Raw genomic sequence first — 17,726 nt, forward strand, 5'->3', positions numbered from 1 at the left:
GCATCGTTGGCTTATCATGGCCTGCAAGGGCTGGCCCTCGCCAAGGCAATCGATTCAGGTCTGCGCCGCCCCTCATCCGCCTGCCGGCACCTTCTCCCCGTAACGGGGAGAAGCCCGCTGGCCGCAGCCTCGGCGTTCTTTCCGCGATGCCCGCGATTGGCGAAACCGGCGATGACAGCGTCCTTCTCCCCGTCACTATACGGGGAGTGCCCGGCAGGGCGATGAGGGGCGGCGCAGACTTCGACGATTGGTCGTCTCCAACACGAGTGGCGCCCTATCTTTTGTCTGGAGCGATGCTCCCGCGCACGCACCCCTTGCGGTCTGCCGCAACTTTGAACAGTCTGGCCAGCGGGACGAGGGGCAGGACATGCGCGGCGAAGTGCTTCACTATGACGAGGACCAGGGTTTTGGCTTCATCACCGGAGCCGACGGCAACCGCTACACGTTTTCGCGCGAGGATCTGCGCCGTGAGGCGACGATAGGCAGGGGCACAGCCATCGAGTTCCAGCCGGCCGGCGGACGGGCACGCGAGGTTTTTTCGATCCGTGCCCAGGCTGCCAGTCCGCCTGCCGCAACCGCTCAAACCGGCAATGCGCCCGGGGCGCCGCAACAGTTCGGCCGTTTCGCTGACAATGCTCCCGCCACCGACCTTTGGAGCTACTTCCGGCGGGGCCTGACTGAAAATTACTTCAATTTCTCCGGCCGTGCCCGCCGCAAGGAATATTGGGGCTATTGCCTGTTCTGGACGATCGCGCTGATCTTGGTCGTCGGCGTCGGCCTCTTCATCGACGACGTCATGGGCCATCTTGACGATTTGCCGGCAGTGACGGTCGGTCTTTGCGGCGCGTTTGTGCTGGCGACAATCCCGCCTTGGATCGGACTGAACGTGCGTCGCCTGCACGACATCGGCCTGACCGGCTGGCTTTTTCTGGCGGTGCTCATCCCGACCATCGGCTGGCTGATCATCCTGGTCTTCGCGCTGATCCCGACGCAGGCCCGTGAAAATCAGTGGGGCCCGGTGCCGGCGGGGGTCAGGGCCTAGCTGGTCGACACAGCGATTTTGAGGGGCTGGAAGCCAGGCGGACGTCGATCGCCAGCAGGCTTAGCCCAGGAACCTGGCGATGATCGCGTCGCCCATCTCAGCGGTGCCGACCTCGGTCATGCCAGGGGAAAGAATATCCCTAGTGCGCAAGCCCTGGTCGAGCACGGCGGCGATGGCGCTTTCCAGGCGATCGGCCTCAGCCACCATGCCGAAGGAATAGCGCATGGACACGGCGAAGGAGGCGATCATGGCGATCGGGTTGGCGATGCCCTTGCCCGCGATGTCGGGCGCCGAACCGTGCACCGGCTCGTAGAGCGCCTTGCGCTTTTTAGTCTTGGCATCCGGCGCGCCGAGCGACGCCGAGGGCAGCATGCCGATCGAGCCGGTGAGCATGGCGGCGATGTCGGACAGCATGTCGCCGAACAGATTGTCGGTGACGATGACGTCGAATTGTTTCGGCCAGCGCACCAGCTGCATGCCGCCGGCATCGGCCAGCATGTGGTCGAGCTTGACGTCGCCATATCTGGCCTTGTGCGTCTGCGTGACGACCTCGTTCCACAGCACGCCGGATTTCATCACATTGCGCTTTTCCATCGAGGTGACGTGGTTCTTGCGCGTGCGCGCCAATTCGAAGGCAACGCCCGAGATGCGCTCGATCTCGAACGTGTCGTAGACCTGGGTGTCGATGCCGCGCTTCTGGCCGTTGCCGAGATCGATGATCTGCTTCGGCTCGCCGAAATAGACGCCGCCGGTGAGCTCGCGAACGATCAGAATGTCGAGCCCTTCGACCACCTCCTGCTTGAGCGAGGAGGATGCCGCCAGCGCCGGATAGCAGATGGCCGGCCTGAGATTGGCGAACAGCTCCATGTCCTTGCGCAGCCGCAGCAGTCCGGCTTCCGGGCGCACCTCATACGGCACCGCATCCCATTTCGGCCCACCGACGGCGCCGAACAGCACCGCGTCGGCGGCCATCGCCTTGGCCATGTCGGCATCGGAAATCGCCGCGCCATGCGCGTCATAGGCGCAGCCGCCGACCAGCCCCTCATCGGTGACAAAACCGCTGTCGAGCTTGACGTTCATGGCGGCGATCAGCTTCTTCACTTCGGCCATCGCCTCGGGGCCGATGCCGTCGCCAGCGAGCAGAAGAAGATTTTTCGAAGCCATCCGGAACCGTCCTAATTGTGGCGCATGAAATCGGAATCGATTTCGCAAAGCATCATGCGCAGAAACAAAATTCTACAGCGTCCTTTGCGCGTCTAAAGGATGCGCGGCGCTGTCGTGAGCCGCGGCCTTGCTAAACGCCAAGAGGCTCACGCGCAAGCGTTTGGTTCAGAGCATGTTTGTCGATGAACGCGCCTCGACAAGGTCGCGCAAGCTCCTGCACCGCCGTCGAACTCAGCGCTTGAGTGCCGTCACTTCGATCTCGATCTTCATTTCCGGCTTGTTGAGCTGACAGACGATCATCGTTGCCGCCGGCCTGATGTCGCCAAACACCTCGCCCAGGAGCGGAAAGACGATGTCGACGAAAGCCGCGTCGGTGATGTAGTAATGCGCCCGCACCACATCGGCAATCTCAAAACCGCCGTCCTGCAACGCCTTGGCAATCGTCGCCAGGCAATTGCGCGTCTGCGCCTCGACCGTCTCCGGCATTGTCATGGTCGCATAGTCGTAGCCGGCCGTTCCGGAAACGAAACACCAGTCGCCCTGTACCACGGCGCGTGAATAACCGGCGGCCTTCTCGAAGGGCGAGCCGGTGGAGATCAGTTTTCGCATGGTTCCCTCGCATTTTCCTTAGGAAGGTTGAGCCGAAGAAGTGCCTTCCCGCCATAGGCCAGGCAGGGCGGATCGACGGGGCAAAAAACCTTTGATGTGAAACGACGGTAGAGACATCGAGCGCAATGCGCGTAGCCAGCGCCTGACCCGTCACTTCCCCTTAATGACCTTCCAAATCTCGGTCGGTTGATTGAGCTGGAGGCTGTTGATGTCGGACGCGGTAATTCGGCCACTGAGCACCGCATCGCGCAGGCGCTGACAGAAGAGGCTTGGCATGCGTTCCTGGGACACACCCATGAAGGCGGAGGTCTCATGTTTGAGCGTAATGCTCCATACAGCGACAGCGGCGATGCAGCGGTTGTACCCAGCCTCGGGATTCTTCTTCGCGGTGTCCTGCCCAGTCTGGCAACCTGCCAGCGCGCCGACCATCGCCGGCAAAATCAAAAACCCCAATCTCATAGCAAATTCCCCTGCCCATTGCGAAAGCAGTTGGACAAGATCGCCGAGAGGTCAAGCGAGAAAGCGTCTGGTCTAGTCTTTTGATGTCGGTATATTAGGGGATACAAATAAGGAACCCGGCTTTCACCGGGTTCTACATGTCCTATTCTGATTAGCTCTTTCGACTGCGCGCCGCCAGCGTCCTCAGCCTCAGCGCGTTGAGGCGGATAAAACCTTCGGCGTCCTTCTGGTCGTAGGCGCCGCGATCGTCCTCGAAGGTGACCAGCGCGTCGGAATAGAGCGTCTTCTTCGACTTGCGGCCGGTGACGATGACGTTGCCCTTGTAGAGTTTCAGCCGCACCGTGCCTTCCACATCTTCCTGGCTCTTGTCGATCATCGCCTGCAGCATCAGGCGTTCGGGCGCGAACCAGAAGCCGTTGTAGATCAGCTCGGCGTAGCGCGGCATGAACTCGTCCTTGAGGTGGGCGGCGCCACGGTCGAGCGTGATCGATTCGATCGCCCGGTGGGCTGATATCAGGATGGTGCCGCCGGGGGTCTCGTAGACGCCGCGCGATTTCATGCCAACGAAACGGTTCTCGACAAGATCGAGCCGGCCGATGCCGTTGTCGCGGCCGAGATCGTTGAGCGCCGCCAGCATCGTCGCCGGCGACAGTTTTTTGCCGTCGAGCGCGATCGGATCGCCCTTCAGGAATTCGATTTCGATCTCGGTGACCTTGTCCGGCGCGTCCATCGGCGAGATGGTGCGCTGGTGGACGAATTCCGGCGGCTCGCTCCACGGGTCTTCCAGCACTTTGCCTTCGGAGGACGAATGCAGAAGATTGGCGTCGACCGAAAAAGGCGCGTCGCCCTTCTTGTCCTTCGGCACCGGGATCTGGTGCTGCTCGGCGAAGTTGATCAGGTCGGTGCGCGACTTGAACGACCAGTCGCGCCATGGCGCGATGACCTTGATGTCGGGATTGAGCGCATAGGCCGAAAGCTCGAAACGGACCTGATCGTTGCCCTTGCCGGTGGCGCCATGCGCAATCGCATCGGCGCCGGTTTCTTTTGCGATCTCGACCAGGTGCTTGGAGATCAGCGGGCGGGCGATCGAGGTGCCGAGCAAATAGGTGCCTTCATAGACGGCGTTGGCGCGGAACATCGGGAAGACAAAGTCGGAGACGAACTCCTCGCGCACGTCGACGATGCGGATATCCTTGATGCCCATCATCTCGGCCTTGCGCCGCGCCGGCTCCAGCTCGCCGCCCTGGCCGAGATCGGCGGTGAAGGTGACCACCTCGGCGCCAAGCTCGGTCTGCAGCCATTTCAGGATGATGGAGGTGTCGAGGCCGCCGGAATAGGCGAGCACGACCTTCTTGACGGCTTTTGCTTTCGACATTTGGCTGTTCCGCGACAGAGGTTCTCGTCGGGCGAGGTATCACGGCCTTTCCGGGCTGCGCAAGAGACGAACGGTGATCAGGCCGCCGGTGCAGCTGCCGATCTCTCCCCACAAGGGGAGATCGGATGTCCCTGCGCCTTCGCCAACTCCAAGGCGCCGTGCTGGCGAGAAGCTGGTGTCGATAAGGCACCTGCGCTATAGGCTGCGCTTTCTTTATCCAGGGGCCCGCAGATGTCCTTCATTCCCGACACCACCACGCTGATCCAATTCGCCATCGCCACCGTGATCCTGGCGATCACGCCGGGCCCCGACATGACGCTGTTCGTGTCGCGCACGCTGAGCCATGGCCGCGCCACCGGCTTTGCCTCGATGGCCGGCGCGCTGTTCGGCACGCTGATCCACACCACGCTTGTGGTGGTCGGCATCTCGGCGTTGATCGTCGCCTCGCCAGCGGCCTTTTTTGTCCTGAAGATTCTCGGCGCCGCCTATCTCGTCTTCCTGGCGTGGCAGGCGATCACCAAGGGTTCGGCGTTTTCGCCCGAGAAGAAGAGCGGGCCGGAGATTTCGCTGTTTCGCGCCTGGGCGGCAGGGCTCGGCGTCAATCTGCTCAACCCGAAGATCATCCTGTTCTTCATGACCTTCCTGCCGCAGTTCGTCTCGGCCCATGATCCGAACGCGCCCGGAAAACTGTTCTTCCTCGGCGCGATGTTCGTCGTTTTGTCGATCCCGGTAACAGCGCCGATGGTCTTTGCGGCAGAAAAATTCTCGGCCGCGATGAAAGCAAGCCCGCGGGTGACGCGCGCCGTCGACTATCTGTTCGCCGGGGTGTTTTCGGCCTTTGCGCTCAAGATCCTGACCGCCCAGGCGAAGTAGACCTTCCGGCTTGGCGCCAGCTTCCGGCCGAGCGCCCGGCGCTCAGCCAGTAGAAAATGCCGCCGACCATGCCGCTGCCGATCACGGCAGCGACGACGCGCGGGTCGGTGATCTCGAAGTTGGCGTCGGCGGTCTGGTGGGCGAAGCCGAGGAAGACCGCCGCGACCACCGCGCCCGCCAGCGCATAGAACAGCCAGTCGCGCCGTCCGAGGATTTCCGAGACGAGAATCGCCACCGCTGCCGGCATGAAGGCGAAATAGGCGACGAACAGCGCAACGAAGGGGATTGAAAAATACAGCGAAGCCGTCGCCGTAGGGTCCGCGTGCTCCGGCGTATAGCCCAGCGAGGCCAGGAACATGATGTTGAGGAAGGCGCTGGCCGCCAGCGCAGCGACGGCATAGCCGATCAGGATGATGGCGAAGCGGATGAGGTAGGCGACAAGGCGGTTCACGCCTCGCCGTGCCCCGCGATCATCATCGCTTCCAGGGCGAGCCGGTCGACCTTGCGCATGCGCTCGGATTCCGACTTGAGCTGGCCGCAGGCGGCTAGGATATCGCGGCCGCGCGGCGTGCGGATCGGCGAGGCATAGCCGGCATTGTTGATGTAGTCGGCGAATTTCTCGATCGTCTCCCAGTCCGAGCACTGGTAGTTGGTGCCCGGCCACGGATTGAACGGGATCAGATTGATCTTGGCCGGAATGCCCTTGAGCAGCTTGATCAGCCCCTTGGCGTCCTCGATCGAATCGTTGACGTCCTTCAGCATCACATATTCGAAGGTGATGCGGCGGGCGTTCGACAGGCCGGGATAGGCGCGGCAGGCGGCGATCAGCTCTTTCAGCGGATATTTCTTGTTGATCGGCACCAAAAGGTCGCGCAGATCGTCATTGGTGGCGTGCAGCGAGATCGCCAGCATGACACCGATCTCGTCGCCGGTGCGGAAGATCTCCGGCACGACGCCGGAAGTCGACAGCGTGATGCGTCTCTTCGACAGGGAAAGCCCGTCGCCGTCGGACGCGATCAGCAGCGCCTTCTTCACCGCCTCGAAATTGTAGAGCGGCTCGCCCATGCCCATCATGACGATGTTGGACACTTTCCGGCCCTCGGCCGGAACGACGGCGCCATCAGGCGTGTCGCGGTCGGGGAAATCGCCGAGCCGGTCGCGGGCGGTCAGAAGCTGGGCGAGGATTTCCTCTGCGGTCAGGTTACGCACCAGCTTCTGCGTGCCGGTGTGGCAAAAGGAGCAGGTCAGCGTGCAACCGACCTGTGAGGAGATGCAGAGCGTGCCGCGGCCTTCTTCGGGAATGTAGACGGTTTCGATCTCGACCGGCCGGCCGGCACCGCGCGGCGGAAAGCGAAACAGCCATTTGCGCGTGCCGTCGGAGGAAATCTGCTCCTCGACGATCTCGGGCCTGGCGACGGTAAAATGCTTGCCGAGCTCGGCGCGCAGATCCTTGGAGATGTTGAACATACCGGCAAAGTCGGAGACGCCGCGCACATACATCCAGTGCCAGAGCTGCTGGGCGCGCATCCTGGCCTGGCGCTCCGGCACGATGCCTGATGCAACGAGCGCAGCGCCAAGCTCGGCGCGGGTCAGGCCGATCAGCGACGGTTTTTCCGCCGGCGCGGCGCGGGCGCGCAACGCGTCACGGGCGCCGTCAGTGGTAAGGTCGAATGAGAGGGTCATTGTTGCGCCAATATAAGCGATTTACGGCCGATTACAGCATCGTGCCCGAAATGAAGCGCGGCGCATAGCACAGCTTGACGGCGGAGTCATGCAGGGGCGATCTTTACCTTCTTCCCACAAGGGGGAAGGGAGAGTCGCGCCCGGCCCGGCCCGGCCGCTCACTCAAACCCGGCTTGGCTATTTGCACCTGGCGATGGACGACAGCGCCGCCGAAATGCCTTTCAGCGAAAAGACATAGGTGGTGGTGTTGCCGCGGCCGGACTTCGCCTGCACTTTCATGTCGCTGCCGGTTTTCATCGCGGCGATCAGCACCGGCTCCTCGGCGGCGTTTTCGACCCAGGCCGACTTGCCGCGGGTGAACATCGAAAAGCTCTTGCCGTCGATGGTGACGGTGGCCTTGGAGTTTTCCTGGAAATTGTAGCCGGCGATGAATTGCGGCTCGTAAGACACTTGCTGTCCCGGCCGCTGGCTGACGAAGAAGAACATGTCGCCATGGTCAAGCGTCGGCGGCTGCTTGTCGGTCGGCACGGTCAACACATAGCAAACCTTGCCGCCCGACGCCTGGTAGCTGTAGGTGCCCCAGGCATTGTGCTGGCCGATCTTGGTTGCCGACTGCGCCAGAGCCGGCGCTGTCATGGCCACCAGTGCCAGGCTCGAAATTGTAGCAATCAATCCGCGCATCGCTTTTCCCATATATGGTGCGGAGGCAGGCCGGCTCGGCGTCCTGCCCGTCGCTTCATTTTGATTTAATCTGGGTTACCAAACGGTGAAGTTCCCTCAGGAAAAGGACATCCACCCCAGGAAACCGCCGCCATCCTTGCGCCCGTCGCTCGAAAGCGGCAGTTGCAACGTCCAAATCGCGACTTGGATGCCACGAAAGCGGCAAGAGTTTGACTTTTCTGCCTTATCGCCGGCTCAGCCGTTGTCGGCAATCGCCTGTTTGGCGGCGAGCCGATGCGCCGATGTGATGTGGGCTTTGACGGTGGTGATCGCGGCGGTCAGCACGGCGATGTCGTCGGTAAAGCCCAGTCCGAGGACGAAGTCGGGGATGACGTCAGCCGGCAGCACGAAATAGCCGAGCGCCGCCACCAGGATGCCCTTGGCGCGCAGCGGCGTGTTCTTGTCCATGGCGCAGTAATAGGCGGCGACCAGTTCCTCCATGAACGGGATCTGCCGGGCAGCCCGCTTGGCCGTGCGCCAGAATTTCTCGCGCACTTCGCTCTCGTCGCCCGGCTTGCCGCCAAAGCCGAAGAAATCAAAACCTGATTTTTGCGCCATCAGTCTCTCCTAACGAGGCTGCGCATGGCGTTCCACGCGCGCCTGCCAGCGGAAAATGTGGTGAAAACGCCAGTCCACTACAAGAGCCCGGCCGTTCCGCGGCCTGAAAATCGGGCTACGGCGTCGACAGATCTCCAACGACCTGACCGAAATAGCGGTCCATCGTCCTGGCCAGTTCGAAGTCGAGCGCGGTCAGGCCGCCGGCATCATGGGTGTTCAGCGTCACGTTCACCGTGCTGTAGACGTTCGACCAGTCGGGGTGATGGTCGATCTTCTCCGCCGCCAAGGCGACGCGGGTCATGAAGGCGAAGGCTTCGGAAAAATCGCTGAAGGTGAAGCTGCGCGCGATCGAGCCGCCATCCTCGGCCAGCGACCAGCCGTCGAGCCCGGCCAGCGCCTCCCTGCCAGTTTCTCTCTCGCCATGGTCGCTTCCTGTGCTATCTGGATTTGCAGTCATCAGCATAGTGCCGGATCGATGAGCGCCAAGCCGATAAAATCCATTCTCTTTGTCTGTCTCGGCAATATCTGCCGCTCGCCACTGGCGGAGGGCGTGTTGCGCGCGGTCCTGGCAGAGCGCGGCCTCGACCGGGATATCCTGCTCGATTCGGCCGGGACCAGCGACTGGGAAGCCGGTTCGGCACCCGACCCGCGCTCGATCTCGATCGCCAAGCGGCACGGCGTCGATATTTCCGGACAGACGGCGCGCAAGCTGGCGCCGGACGATTTTTCGCGTTTCGACCTCATTCTCGCCATGGACCGATCGAATCTCCGGGATCTTAAAGCGCTGGTGCCTGCCGCCATGCGCGACCGTGTCCATCTGTTCCTCGAGTTCGCCGAGGGAAAGGTGGGCGACGTGCCGGACCCCTATCATCAGGGGCCGGGGGCGTTTGCCTCGGTCTACCGCATGATCCGCGAAGCGTCGGAGGCGCTGGCGACGCGGCTCGAGGCACGGCTGTCGGCGCCCGACAGCGGCCAGGCCTCCTCGACGATGTAGGGTCCGCCGCCGACCGAATCGCGCGACGACATCAGGACGAAGCGGCCGACACGGAAGGGCAGCGTCGAAAAATTGCCGCGCGCCGAAAGATACTGGGCGACGTCGAGCGGGCTCGAATTGCGCAACCTGGCCAGCGTCACATGCGGCATGAATTTGCGCGGGTCGGCGGGGATGCCGAGGCGCTGGCAGATGCGCTCGATCTCGGCTTGTAGGGCCGCAAGATCGGGCGAGAAGGAGACGCCGGCCCACACCGCGTGCGGTTTTTTCTGGCCGAAGGCGCCGACGCCGGACAGTGTCAGCGCGAAGGACGGGCGGTGGACACGGTCGAGCGCGTTGGCGATCTCGTCGGCGACATGGCCCTCGACATCGCCAATGAAGCGCAGCGTCATATGGTAGTTCTCGACGTCGATCCAACGGGCCCCGGGCAGGCCGCCCCGGAGCAGGGACAGCGAAAGGGCGGCATCACGCGGTATTTCGAGGGCGGTGAAAAGACGCGGCATGGCAAGCCTCCTGTCCTCGAATCGAACTCTGCCCCTAGCGAATCATCGAAAATCGAGCGGGGCAAGCGGTTTGTTGGTTGCACCTGGCCTAAAATCAAATCGTGCGGGGAATGCGTAGCATCATCGAAATCCGGTCCCTTCAAGAGTTGCCCTTAACCACGGCAATGGCTTTCTCGACATCCGGCAGTATGCGCTCGACCATGCGGTCGACGCCCTTGGCATTCGGGTGCAGGCCGTCCTCAAGTTGCATAGCTGGTTCGCCGGCGACGCCGTCGAGAAAGAATGGATAGAGCGGGACGCCGTGTTTTTCCGCCAGTTTCGGGAAGATAGCGTCAAAGCCGTTCTGGTAGTCGGCGCCGAGATTGGGGGCGGCGCGCATGCCGGCCAGCAGCACGGCGATGTTGCGCTGCTTCAGCTTCGCCAGCATGGCGTCGAGATTTTTTTGGGTGATATCGGGAGAAACGCCGCGCAGCATGTCGTTGGCACCGAGTTCGAGAATGACAAGCTGCGTGCCGTCCGGCACCGACCAGTCGAGCCGCGACAGGCCACCACTCGACGTATCGCCGGATACGCCGGCATTGGCGACGGTCACATCGTGGCCCTTGGCGCCGAGTGCTGCCTCAAGTTTCCGGGTGAAGCCTTCGTCCGGTCCGAGGCCAAAGCCTGCCATAAGGCTGTCGCCGAAGCCGACGATCTTGAACGGCTCGGCGCGCGCCGAAGAAATGGCGCCGCAAATTCCGAGGAAAAGGACGAAGGCTACGGCAAGTCGGTGTTTGAAAGCCATGCGGCAGGGCCCCATATGACCGAGAACATTATACTGGCGGTAGGCGGAATTCTGCCCTCCCTTTCCCATATAGGACGATTTTATTTTGACAGAAGCCGTCATCGCGCTGAAAAACGTATCGCTGACGCTCGGCGAAGGAGCGTCTTCCGTCCATGTCCTGAAAGGCGTCAGCCTCGACGTGGCAAATGGCGAGGCGACCGGCATCGTCGGGCCGTCGGGCTCGGGAAAGTCGACGCTGCTGATGGTTTTGGCCGGTTTGGAAAGGGTCGATTCGGGTACGGTACGAATCGCCGGCGAATTGCTGAACGGCAAGAGCGAAGATCAGATCGCATCGTTTCGTGGGCGAAACATTGGCATCGTCTTCCAGTCCTTCCACCTCATTCCCAATATGACAGCGCTCGAAAATGTCGCAGTGCCGCTGGAACTAGCCGGCCATGCCGATCCGTTCGGGGTGGCGGCGCGGGAGCTCGAGGCGGTGGGCTTGAGCGATCGCGTCACTCACTATCCCGGCGAATTGTCCGGCGGCGAACAGCAGCGTGTGGCGATCGCCCGGGCACTGGCGCCTTCGCCGCGCATCCTGATCGCCGACGAGCCGACCGGCAATCTGGACCAGGCGACGGGACGGCAGGTAGCCGATCTTCTGTTCGCCAAAGCGGCCGAGCGCGGCATGACGCTGGTGCTGGTCACCCACGATCCGGCGCTCGCCGCACGCTGCTCCCGGCAGGTGTCGATGCGGTCGGGCCGGATCGAGGATGCGCCAGAACCAGTTCCAAAGTCTGGCAAGGTGCCGGCCTGATGCCGCTGTCGCGCACGCTGAAGCTCGCCTTCCGCTTCTCGCTGCGCGAGATGCGCGGCGGGCTGTCCGGCTTCCTGATCTTCCTTGCCTGCATTGCGCTTGGCGTCGCGGCGATCGGCGGTGTCAATTCGGTGGCCCGGGCGATTACCGCCGGTGTCGCCAACGAAGGCCAGTCGCTGCTCGGCGGCGATCTTCGTTTCCAGCTCAATCAGCGCGCCGCGACGCAGGCCGAGCAGGTCTTTCTTGACGGGCTGGGCACGGTCTCGCACAGCGCCAACATGCGCTCGATGGCGCGGCTCGAGGACGGCTCCGACCAGGCGCTGGTCGAGGCCAAGGCGGTCGACGGCGCCTATCCGCTCTATGGCGCGCTGCAGACCGAGCCGGCGCTGTCGAAGCAGGAATTGTTCGGCGAACAATCCGGTGTTTTCGGCGCCGCCGCACCCGACCTTTTGTTCGAGCGGCTGAACCTTCGGATCGGCGACCGGCTGAAGCTGGGCAGCGCCACCTTCGAACTGCGCGCCCGGCTCGTCAACGAGCCGGACGCGGTATCCGACGGCTTCGGCTTTGCGCCGCGGCTGATGATCTCGACGGACGGGCTTGCCGCTTCCGGTTTGATCCAGCCCGGCAGCCTGGTCGAGAACGCCTACAAGGTGCGCCTGCCCGGCGGCACCGGCGAGACGCGCATAAAAGCCATTCAGGATCAGGCGGCGGAGGAGTTTCCCGAGTCCGGCTGGTCGATCCGCACGCGCAGCAATGCAGCACCGTCGTTGTCCGCCAATATCGAACGGTTTTCGCAGTTCCTGACGCTGGTCGGGCTGACGGCGCTGGTGGTCGGCGGCGTCGGCGTGGCCAATGCGGTGCGCGCCTATCTCGACGGCAAGCGCGGCGTCATTGCCACCTTCAAGAGCCTGGGAGCTTCGGGCGGTTTCGTCTTTGCCGTCTACCTGGTGCAGATCCTGATGATCGCCGTGCTTGGCATCACGCTCGGCGTCGTGCTTGGCGCGCTGATGCCGTTCGCGGCGAGCGCGGCGCTGCAGTCGATCATTCCGGTGCCGGCGGAAGGCGGATTCTATCCCGGCGCGCTCGGCATGGCGGCGCTGTTCGGGCTGCTGGTGACGCTGGCTTTCGCCTTGCTGCCGCTCGGCCGGGCGCGCGACGTGCCGGCGACGGCGCTGTTTCGTGAAATGGGTTTTGAGGGCCGCGGTTTTCCGCGCCCGCTCTACACGGCGGCGGCGCTCGGCATCGCGCTGCTGCTGGCGGCGCTGGCCATTCTGTTTTCCGGCGACCGCTACATCGCCTCGATCTTCGTCGGCGCCACCATTTTTGCTTTTTTGGTGCTGCGCCTTGTCGGCGCGCTGGTGCAGTGGGCCGCCAAAAGGAGCCCGCGCGTTGGCTCGACGGTGCTCAGGCTCGCCATCGGCAACATCCATCGGCCGGGCGCCTTGACGCCGTCGGTGGTGCTGTCGCTGGGACTGGGGCTGACGCTTCTGGTGACGCTGGCGCTGATCGACGGCAATCTCAGGCGGCAGATTTCCGGCAGCCTGCCGGAGCGGGCGCCGAACTTCTTCTTCGTCGATATCCAGAGCAGCGATGTCGATGCGTTCTCGGAGCTGGTCGGCAGGGAGGCGCCGCAAGGCACGCTGGTCAAGGTGCCGATGCTGCGCGGCCGGGTGATGGCGCTGAACGGCGTCGACGTCGACAAGGTCAAGGTCCCGGCGGAAGGGGCCTGGGTGCTGCGCGGCGATCGCGGGCTGACCTACGAGGCCAGAATTCCTGCGAATGCGACGCTGACCGAAGGGACATGGTGGCCGGACAATTATGCCGGCGAGCCGCTGGTGTCGTTTTCGGCCGAGGAAGGCAAAGAGATCGGGCTGAAACTCGGCGATACCGTCACCGTCAACGTGCTTGGCCGCAACGTGACAGCGAAGATCGCCAATTTCCGCCAGGTCGAGTGGGAGACGATGGGCATCAATTTCGTCATGGTGTTTTCGCCCAGCACATTTGCCGGCGCGCCGCACAGCTGGCTGGCGACGCTCACCGAAAAGGGCGCGTCGCCGGCCGACGATGCCCGTCTTCTCAACGCTGTCACCCGTGCCTTTCCCGCGGTGACGACAGTCAGGGTCAAGGACGCGCTCGACATCGTCAACCGGCTGGTGGCGCAACTCGGCACCGCTATCAGGGCCGCGGCTGGGGTGGCGCTGATCGCCTCGGTGCTGGTGCTGGCCGGCGCGTTGGCGGCAGGCAACCGCGCCCGCATCCACGATGCGGTGGTGCTGAAGACGCTGGGCGCCACCAGGAAGACGCTGATCGCGGCCTTTTCGCTGGAATACATGCTGATCGGCCTCGCCACCGCGATCTTCGCGCTGGCGGCAGGCGGCATTGCGGCGTGGTTCGTTGTCGCGCGCGTCATGACGCTGCCGTCGCATTTCATGCCCGATGTGGCGGTGGCAACCATTGTCTTTGCCTTGCTGGTCACGGTCGGCATCGGCCTCGCCGGCACCTGGCGGGTGCTGGGCCACAAGGCGGCGCCGGTGCTGCGCAATCTCTGATCTGCAAGGGTCGGCAAGCTCAACGCGACCGGGATTTGGTTAAATCTTGTTAATGTTGGGCTTCGGACGGCCGATAAATCCGGATTTTTGCTACTTCACGAAGCATTACGCCCGGTTACGGTCTTGTTCTTGACGCCAATAACCATCATATTTCGCGGCAGGCATGCTGGAGCCCCGCCAGCGGCGCCTCGGTCCAAATCGACCGGACACCGGACGGGGCAGAAGCAATATGAGGATTTCCATGGCTGAACCCGCTCGCAATTATCAGACGCGTGCCGTGCCCGGCGTCGGCGTCGATGCTGCTATCGACCAGGGCCTGCGCGCTTATATGATCAAGGTCTACAATCTGATGGGGCTTGGCCTCCTCATCACCGGCCTCGCCGCGGTCGGAACGATCATGCTGGCCACCACCACCGATCCGGCTTCGGCGGTCGCTACGCTGCCGAACGGCGATATGCTGACATCCTTCGGCTACGCGATCTTCGGCTCGCCGCTGAAATGGCTGGTGATCTTTGCCCCCCTGGCAGCGGTGCTGTTCCTGTCGTTTCGCGTCCAGTCGATGAGCGTTTCGGCCGCGCAGACGACGTTCTGGGTCTATGCGGGCCTCGTCGGCCTGTCACTGTCGTCGATCTTCCTGGTCTACACCACCGCCAGCATCTCGCAGACCTTCTTCGCCACCGCCGCCGCCTTTGGCGGGCTGTCGCTCTACGGCTACACGACCAAGCGCGATCTTTCCGCGCTCGGTTCGTTCCTGATCATGGGCCTGGTCGGTCTGATCATCGCAAGTGTGATCAACATCTTCCTGCAGTCGTCGGCGCTTTCCTTCGCCGTTTCGGCGATCGGCGTGCTGATCTTCGCAGGGCTGACCGCCTACGACACGCAGAACATCAAGGAGATGTATTTCGAGGGCGACGAGACTGATGTCGCCGGCCGCAAGGCTATCATGGGCGCTCTCAGGCTCTATCTCGACTTCATCAACCTGTTCATGTTCCTGCTGCAGTTCATGGGCGATCGCCGTTAACAACGGGCCCTTGAGTCTGTGGACCAGCGAATTTGGAAAGGGCGGCCCAACGGCCGCCCTTTCCTTCTGTGCCGGCCTTTGCTGTTATAGAAGGCAGATGAACGGCTTGCATAAATTATGAGCAGCATCACGATACGCGGCGCGACAGCGGCCGATCTCGACCGGATCACCGCCATCTATGCCGATGCGGTGATCCACGGCACGGCGAGCTACGAACTGGAGCCGCCTGATCGTGCCGAGATGGGCGAGCGCTTCGACAGTTTGATAGCGGGCGGCTTTCCCTATCTGGTGGCGGAAAAAGCCGGCATCGTGCTCGGTTATGCCTATGCCGGCGCCTTCCGGGCGCGGCCTGCGTACCGGTTCATCGTCGAAGATTCTGTCTATGTCGCGCCCGAGGCCAAGGGCCATGGCATCGGGCTGAAGCTGATGCAAGGGCTGATCGCGGCGGCCGAGGCGGCGGGCTTCCGCCAGATCATCGCGGTGATCGGCGACGGTCGGCCGGACAGTGCCTCGGTCCGGCTGCATGAAAAGCTCGGCTTTCGCCATTCGGGCCGTCTGGAAGCCTCCGGCTACAAGCTCGGACGCTGGCTCGACACGGTGTTCATGCAACTGCCGATCAATGGCGGGTCTCAGGTTCCGCCCGATCCCAACTCACTGCCGGAACGGAGATTCCGGAAGCACAACAAGTAGTTAGGCCTCGACAAGTTTCAGCGTGCGGTCGAACACGCCAAGCACGCGGCCAAGCTCCTGGCCGCGCTTAAGGATGCGGCCGCCGGCGGCGATGACGGCGAAAGCCCCTTGCCGGCGCGCCAGCTTCGGATCCTTGACGATCTGGAACAGCGGCACCTCGCTGGTGCGACGGAAGACGGAAAAGACGGCGCGGTCGGCAAGATGGTCGATGGCGTAGTCGCGCCATTCATTGGCGGCGACCATGCGCCCGTAAAGCCTCAGGATCTGGTCCAATTCACGCCGGTCGAACCGCACCGGCTGGTCGCGTTCACGTCTTGCCTCATGCAGCGGGATCAGTATTGCGGATGCGTCCCCATCCTCCGTCCCACTGCCGTGATCAGTCATGCCTCGATCCCTTCGAATGAATCTTACATTAATCAAAGTTGGCGCTTTCGCCATGGAATTGCAAGCCCGGCTGGGGAGAGGCTGGCGGCGCAACGTTTCCGCGGTGTCCAGTCACGTTTATAAAAACGCCCGTTGAAATTGGTGATGCTTTGCCACAATCCTGCCTTCATTTAACCGCGCTAAAGCCCCAATCTCCGACGAATTTACGGATGTTGCCTGAGACGGTTCGGTCCGGCACTGGCTCGTAAACCCCAAGCCCCCCGCCCACGGGTCTGCGTCGGATCGAACCAACCTCGGTTTCTCCCTTGGAGAAATCGAGTGCGACGATCCCAAAACCTAAATGACCGGCGTCAGAAGCAAGCTGACGTCGGTTTTTTATTTTATTGGCCGAGTGAATGCGCGGCCTTCCCTTCTCCCCTTGTGGGAGAAGGTGTCGCCGAAGGCGACGGATGAGGGATGTTGCAGCTTGGCAATTTGCTTGAATCGCCGCTGCCTCATTCCTTCGACGTTGCGCGCCGATCCACCACCCGGGGCGAGTCGTGGGCCTCGCCCGCCTTTCGGGCCCCACAAGGGGAGAAGGAGAGGGCGTTCAGGGCTTGTGGATCAGGGCGGCGCCCAGGATGGGACCCGGCATGCCGTCCTTGCCCACCGATTGCAGCAGCACGGCGCAGCCGCCTTTCTTGGCAATCACGCTCATTGGCAATTCGTAGCGCTGCGCCTTGCCGTGCCACATGCCGGCGGTCTGGATGCCGGAGACGGCGTTCCAATAGGTCATGCTGCGGCCGGTGTTCTCGCCCTTGCCGATCTTGATGGTCTGCGGCGGGTCGAAATAGACGATGACGACATGGGCATCGCTGGGGCCGCTCCCGGCATCGCCGGCGTCGATGATGACGCGGTCGCTGGTCCGGCTGACGTCGATGGGGACCTGCATGCCTTCGCCGGACGTTTCCATGCGGGCGAGCGCGCCGTCGACTTCCTCGCGGCGGGCGCCGTTGACATGGCTGCGGCCATTGATGACGGCCTGCGGCGTATAGACCGAGCGGCTGCCGAAGGCACGCATATATTCATACTGCCGCTCGGTGTTCTCCTTGCGGCTCAGCGTGTCCTTCCAACCGAGATAATCCCAGTAGTCGACGTGATAGGCGAGCGCGACGATGTTCTCCTTGGCGGCAAGCTCGGCGAAAAATGCATCGGCCGGCAGGCAGGAACTGCAGCCTTGGCTGGTGAAGAGCTCGACCACGCCCAAGGGCTGGCCGACCAGGGATTTATCTGTCTGGGAGCGGTCGGCCTCGCCGGCAAGCGCATTGGCGGCAAGTCCAGCTCCGGCAAGCACCGAGAGGGCCAGCGCAAACGCCGCAAGCCGCAATGGTCTTCGAGGTGTCATGGCCGTTTCGACTCCCGCCGGTGATGGCCGGCTTTGTTCTGGTTGGCGAAATATGTGGCAGAAGCGGCAGTCAACGGGAAGTCACGTTGCGGTGAAATTCTACCGTTGCGACAAACTGCAAGGGCGCAACGGGATGGGCTA

Annotated in this window: 20 protein-coding genes; 7 read left to right on the forward strand and 13 right to left on the reverse strand. The window is 62.9% G+C overall.

What is annotated here, in order from left to right; genetic code table 11:
- Positions 1-367 precede the first annotated feature (367 nt).
- Positions 368-1,042 (forward strand): DUF805 domain-containing protein, encoded by a 675-nt coding sequence (locus tag AC0L2Z_RS23730; protein ID WP_287173057.1) that lies wholly within the window; start codon positions 368-370, stop codon positions 1,040-1,042.
- A 60-nt stretch (positions 1,043-1,102) separates the two neighbouring features.
- Here the strand turns inward: AC0L2Z_RS23730 and leuB are convergent, their stop codons facing one another.
- The 4 genes from leuB to AC0L2Z_RS23750 all read right to left on the reverse strand — a co-directional run bounded on the left by leuB (position 1,103) and on the right by AC0L2Z_RS23750 (position 4,649).
- A complete protein-coding gene (leuB, locus tag AC0L2Z_RS23735) occupies positions 1,103-2,206 on the reverse strand; it encodes a 3-isopropylmalate dehydrogenase (protein WP_473629472.1) in 1,104 nt (367 codons plus the stop codon).
- A 231-nt stretch (positions 2,207-2,437) separates the two neighbouring features.
- Positions 2,438-2,815, reverse strand: coding sequence for a RidA family protein (locus AC0L2Z_RS23740; RefSeq protein ID WP_473629473.1), 378 nt, complete (start codon positions 2,813-2,815; stop codon positions 2,438-2,440).
- Positions 2,816-2,965: 150 nt separating this feature from the next.
- On the reverse strand, positions 2,966-3,274 hold the full coding sequence (locus tag AC0L2Z_RS23745) for a hypothetical protein (RefSeq protein WP_473609742.1): 309 nt from the start codon (positions 3,272-3,274) through the stop codon (positions 2,966-2,968).
- Positions 3,275-3,425: 151 nt separating this feature from the next.
- Entirely contained in the window at positions 3,426-4,649 is a 1,224-nt protein-coding gene (locus AC0L2Z_RS23750; protein ID WP_287307724.1) for an argininosuccinate synthase, read from the reverse strand.
- 231 nt (positions 4,650-4,880) lie between these two features.
- Here AC0L2Z_RS23750 and AC0L2Z_RS23755 point away from each other — a divergent pair, with 231 nt between their 5' ends.
- On the forward strand, positions 4,881-5,522 hold the full coding sequence (locus tag AC0L2Z_RS23755) for a LysE family translocator (protein ID WP_287173053.1): 642 nt from the start codon (positions 4,881-4,883) through the stop codon (positions 5,520-5,522).
- Here AC0L2Z_RS23755 and AC0L2Z_RS23760 read toward each other — a convergent pair.
- The 5 genes from AC0L2Z_RS23760 to AC0L2Z_RS23780 all read right to left on the reverse strand — a co-directional run bounded on the left by AC0L2Z_RS23760 (position 5,494) and on the right by AC0L2Z_RS23780 (position 8,940).
- Entirely contained in the window at positions 5,494-5,973 is a 480-nt protein-coding gene (locus AC0L2Z_RS23760) for a hypothetical protein (RefSeq protein WP_287173052.1), read from the reverse strand. The two genes, AC0L2Z_RS23755 and AC0L2Z_RS23760, sit on opposite strands and share 29 nt — an antisense overlap.
- The gene (gene rlmN, locus AC0L2Z_RS23765; protein WP_287075192.1) at positions 5,970-7,205 is read right to left on the reverse strand and encodes a dual-specificity RNA methyltransferase RlmN; all 1,236 of its coding nucleotides are present in this window, start codon (positions 7,203-7,205) and stop codon (positions 5,970-5,972) included. Before rlmN ends, AC0L2Z_RS23760 begins: the two co-directional genes overlap by 4 nt.
- A 177-nt stretch (positions 7,206-7,382) precedes the next feature.
- Positions 7,383-7,886: an invasion associated locus B family protein gene (locus AC0L2Z_RS23770; RefSeq protein WP_091592451.1), complete on the reverse strand. Its 504-nt coding sequence runs from the start codon at positions 7,884-7,886 to the stop codon at positions 7,383-7,385.
- A 234-nt stretch (positions 7,887-8,120) separates the two neighbouring features.
- A complete protein-coding gene (locus AC0L2Z_RS23775; protein WP_023803329.1) occupies positions 8,121-8,483 on the reverse strand; it encodes a YkvA family protein in 363 nt (120 codons plus the stop codon).
- A gap of 115 nt (positions 8,484-8,598) precedes the next feature.
- Positions 8,599-8,940, reverse strand: coding sequence for a 4a-hydroxytetrahydrobiopterin dehydratase (locus tag AC0L2Z_RS23780; protein WP_473629474.1), 342 nt, complete (start codon positions 8,938-8,940; stop codon positions 8,599-8,601).
- Positions 8,941-8,958: 18 nt separating this feature from the next.
- On the opposite strand from AC0L2Z_RS23780, the gene AC0L2Z_RS23785 reads away from it, so the two are divergent.
- Positions 8,959-9,477, forward strand: coding sequence for a low molecular weight protein-tyrosine-phosphatase (locus AC0L2Z_RS23785; RefSeq protein WP_473629475.1), 519 nt, complete (start codon positions 8,959-8,961; stop codon positions 9,475-9,477).
- Here the strand turns inward: AC0L2Z_RS23785 and thpR are convergent.
- Positions 9,381-9,977 carry an RNA 2',3'-cyclic phosphodiesterase gene (thpR, locus tag AC0L2Z_RS23790; protein ID WP_027153691.1) on the reverse strand — a complete coding sequence of 199 codons (597 nt, stop codon included), beginning with the start codon at positions 9,975-9,977 and terminating at the stop codon, positions 9,381-9,383. The genes AC0L2Z_RS23785 and thpR overlap by 97 nt on opposite strands.
- Before the next feature lie 139 nt (positions 9,978-10,116).
- The gene (locus AC0L2Z_RS23795; RefSeq protein ID WP_473629476.1) at positions 10,117-10,761 is read right to left on the reverse strand and encodes an arylesterase; all 645 of its coding nucleotides are present in this window, start codon (positions 10,759-10,761) and stop codon (positions 10,117-10,119) included.
- A gap of 85 nt (positions 10,762-10,846) precedes the next feature.
- Between AC0L2Z_RS23795 and AC0L2Z_RS23800 the strand changes: the two genes are divergently transcribed.
- The 4 genes from AC0L2Z_RS23800 to AC0L2Z_RS23815 all read left to right on the forward strand — a co-directional run bounded on the left by AC0L2Z_RS23800 (position 10,847) and on the right by AC0L2Z_RS23815 (position 15,817).
- Entirely contained in the window at positions 10,847-11,557 is a 711-nt protein-coding gene (locus AC0L2Z_RS23800) for an ABC transporter ATP-binding protein (RefSeq protein ID WP_473629477.1), read from the forward strand.
- Entirely contained in the window at positions 11,557-14,106 is a 2,550-nt protein-coding gene (locus AC0L2Z_RS23805; RefSeq protein ID WP_473629478.1) for an ABC transporter permease, read from the forward strand. The genes AC0L2Z_RS23800 and AC0L2Z_RS23805 overlap by 1 nt, the downstream gene beginning before the upstream one ends.
- 241 nt (positions 14,107-14,347) lie before the next feature.
- Positions 14,348-15,127, forward strand: coding sequence for a Bax inhibitor-1/YccA family protein (locus AC0L2Z_RS23810; protein ID WP_128245809.1), 780 nt, complete (start codon positions 14,348-14,350; stop codon positions 15,125-15,127).
- 117 nt (positions 15,128-15,244) lie between these two features.
- Positions 15,245-15,817 carry a GNAT family N-acetyltransferase gene (locus AC0L2Z_RS23815; RefSeq protein WP_091592173.1) on the forward strand — a complete coding sequence of 191 codons (573 nt, stop codon included), beginning with the start codon at positions 15,245-15,247 and terminating at the stop codon, positions 15,815-15,817.
- Here the strand turns inward: AC0L2Z_RS23815 and AC0L2Z_RS23820 are convergent, their stop codons facing one another.
- Both AC0L2Z_RS23820 and AC0L2Z_RS23825 read right to left on the reverse strand, forming a co-directional pair.
- Positions 15,818-16,201 (reverse strand): DUF2794 domain-containing protein, encoded by a 384-nt coding sequence (locus tag AC0L2Z_RS23820; protein WP_473629479.1) that lies wholly within the window; start codon positions 16,199-16,201, stop codon positions 15,818-15,820.
- Positions 16,202-16,790: 589 nt separating this feature from the next.
- Complete coding sequence (locus AC0L2Z_RS23825) at positions 16,791-17,585, reverse strand: DUF1223 domain-containing protein (protein WP_091592176.1); 795 nt, start codon at positions 17,583-17,585, stop codon at positions 16,791-16,793.
- Between the last annotated feature and the right edge of the window lie 141 nt (positions 17,586-17,726).

It is taken from the genome of Mesorhizobium sp. WSM4850, assembly GCF_055811735.1.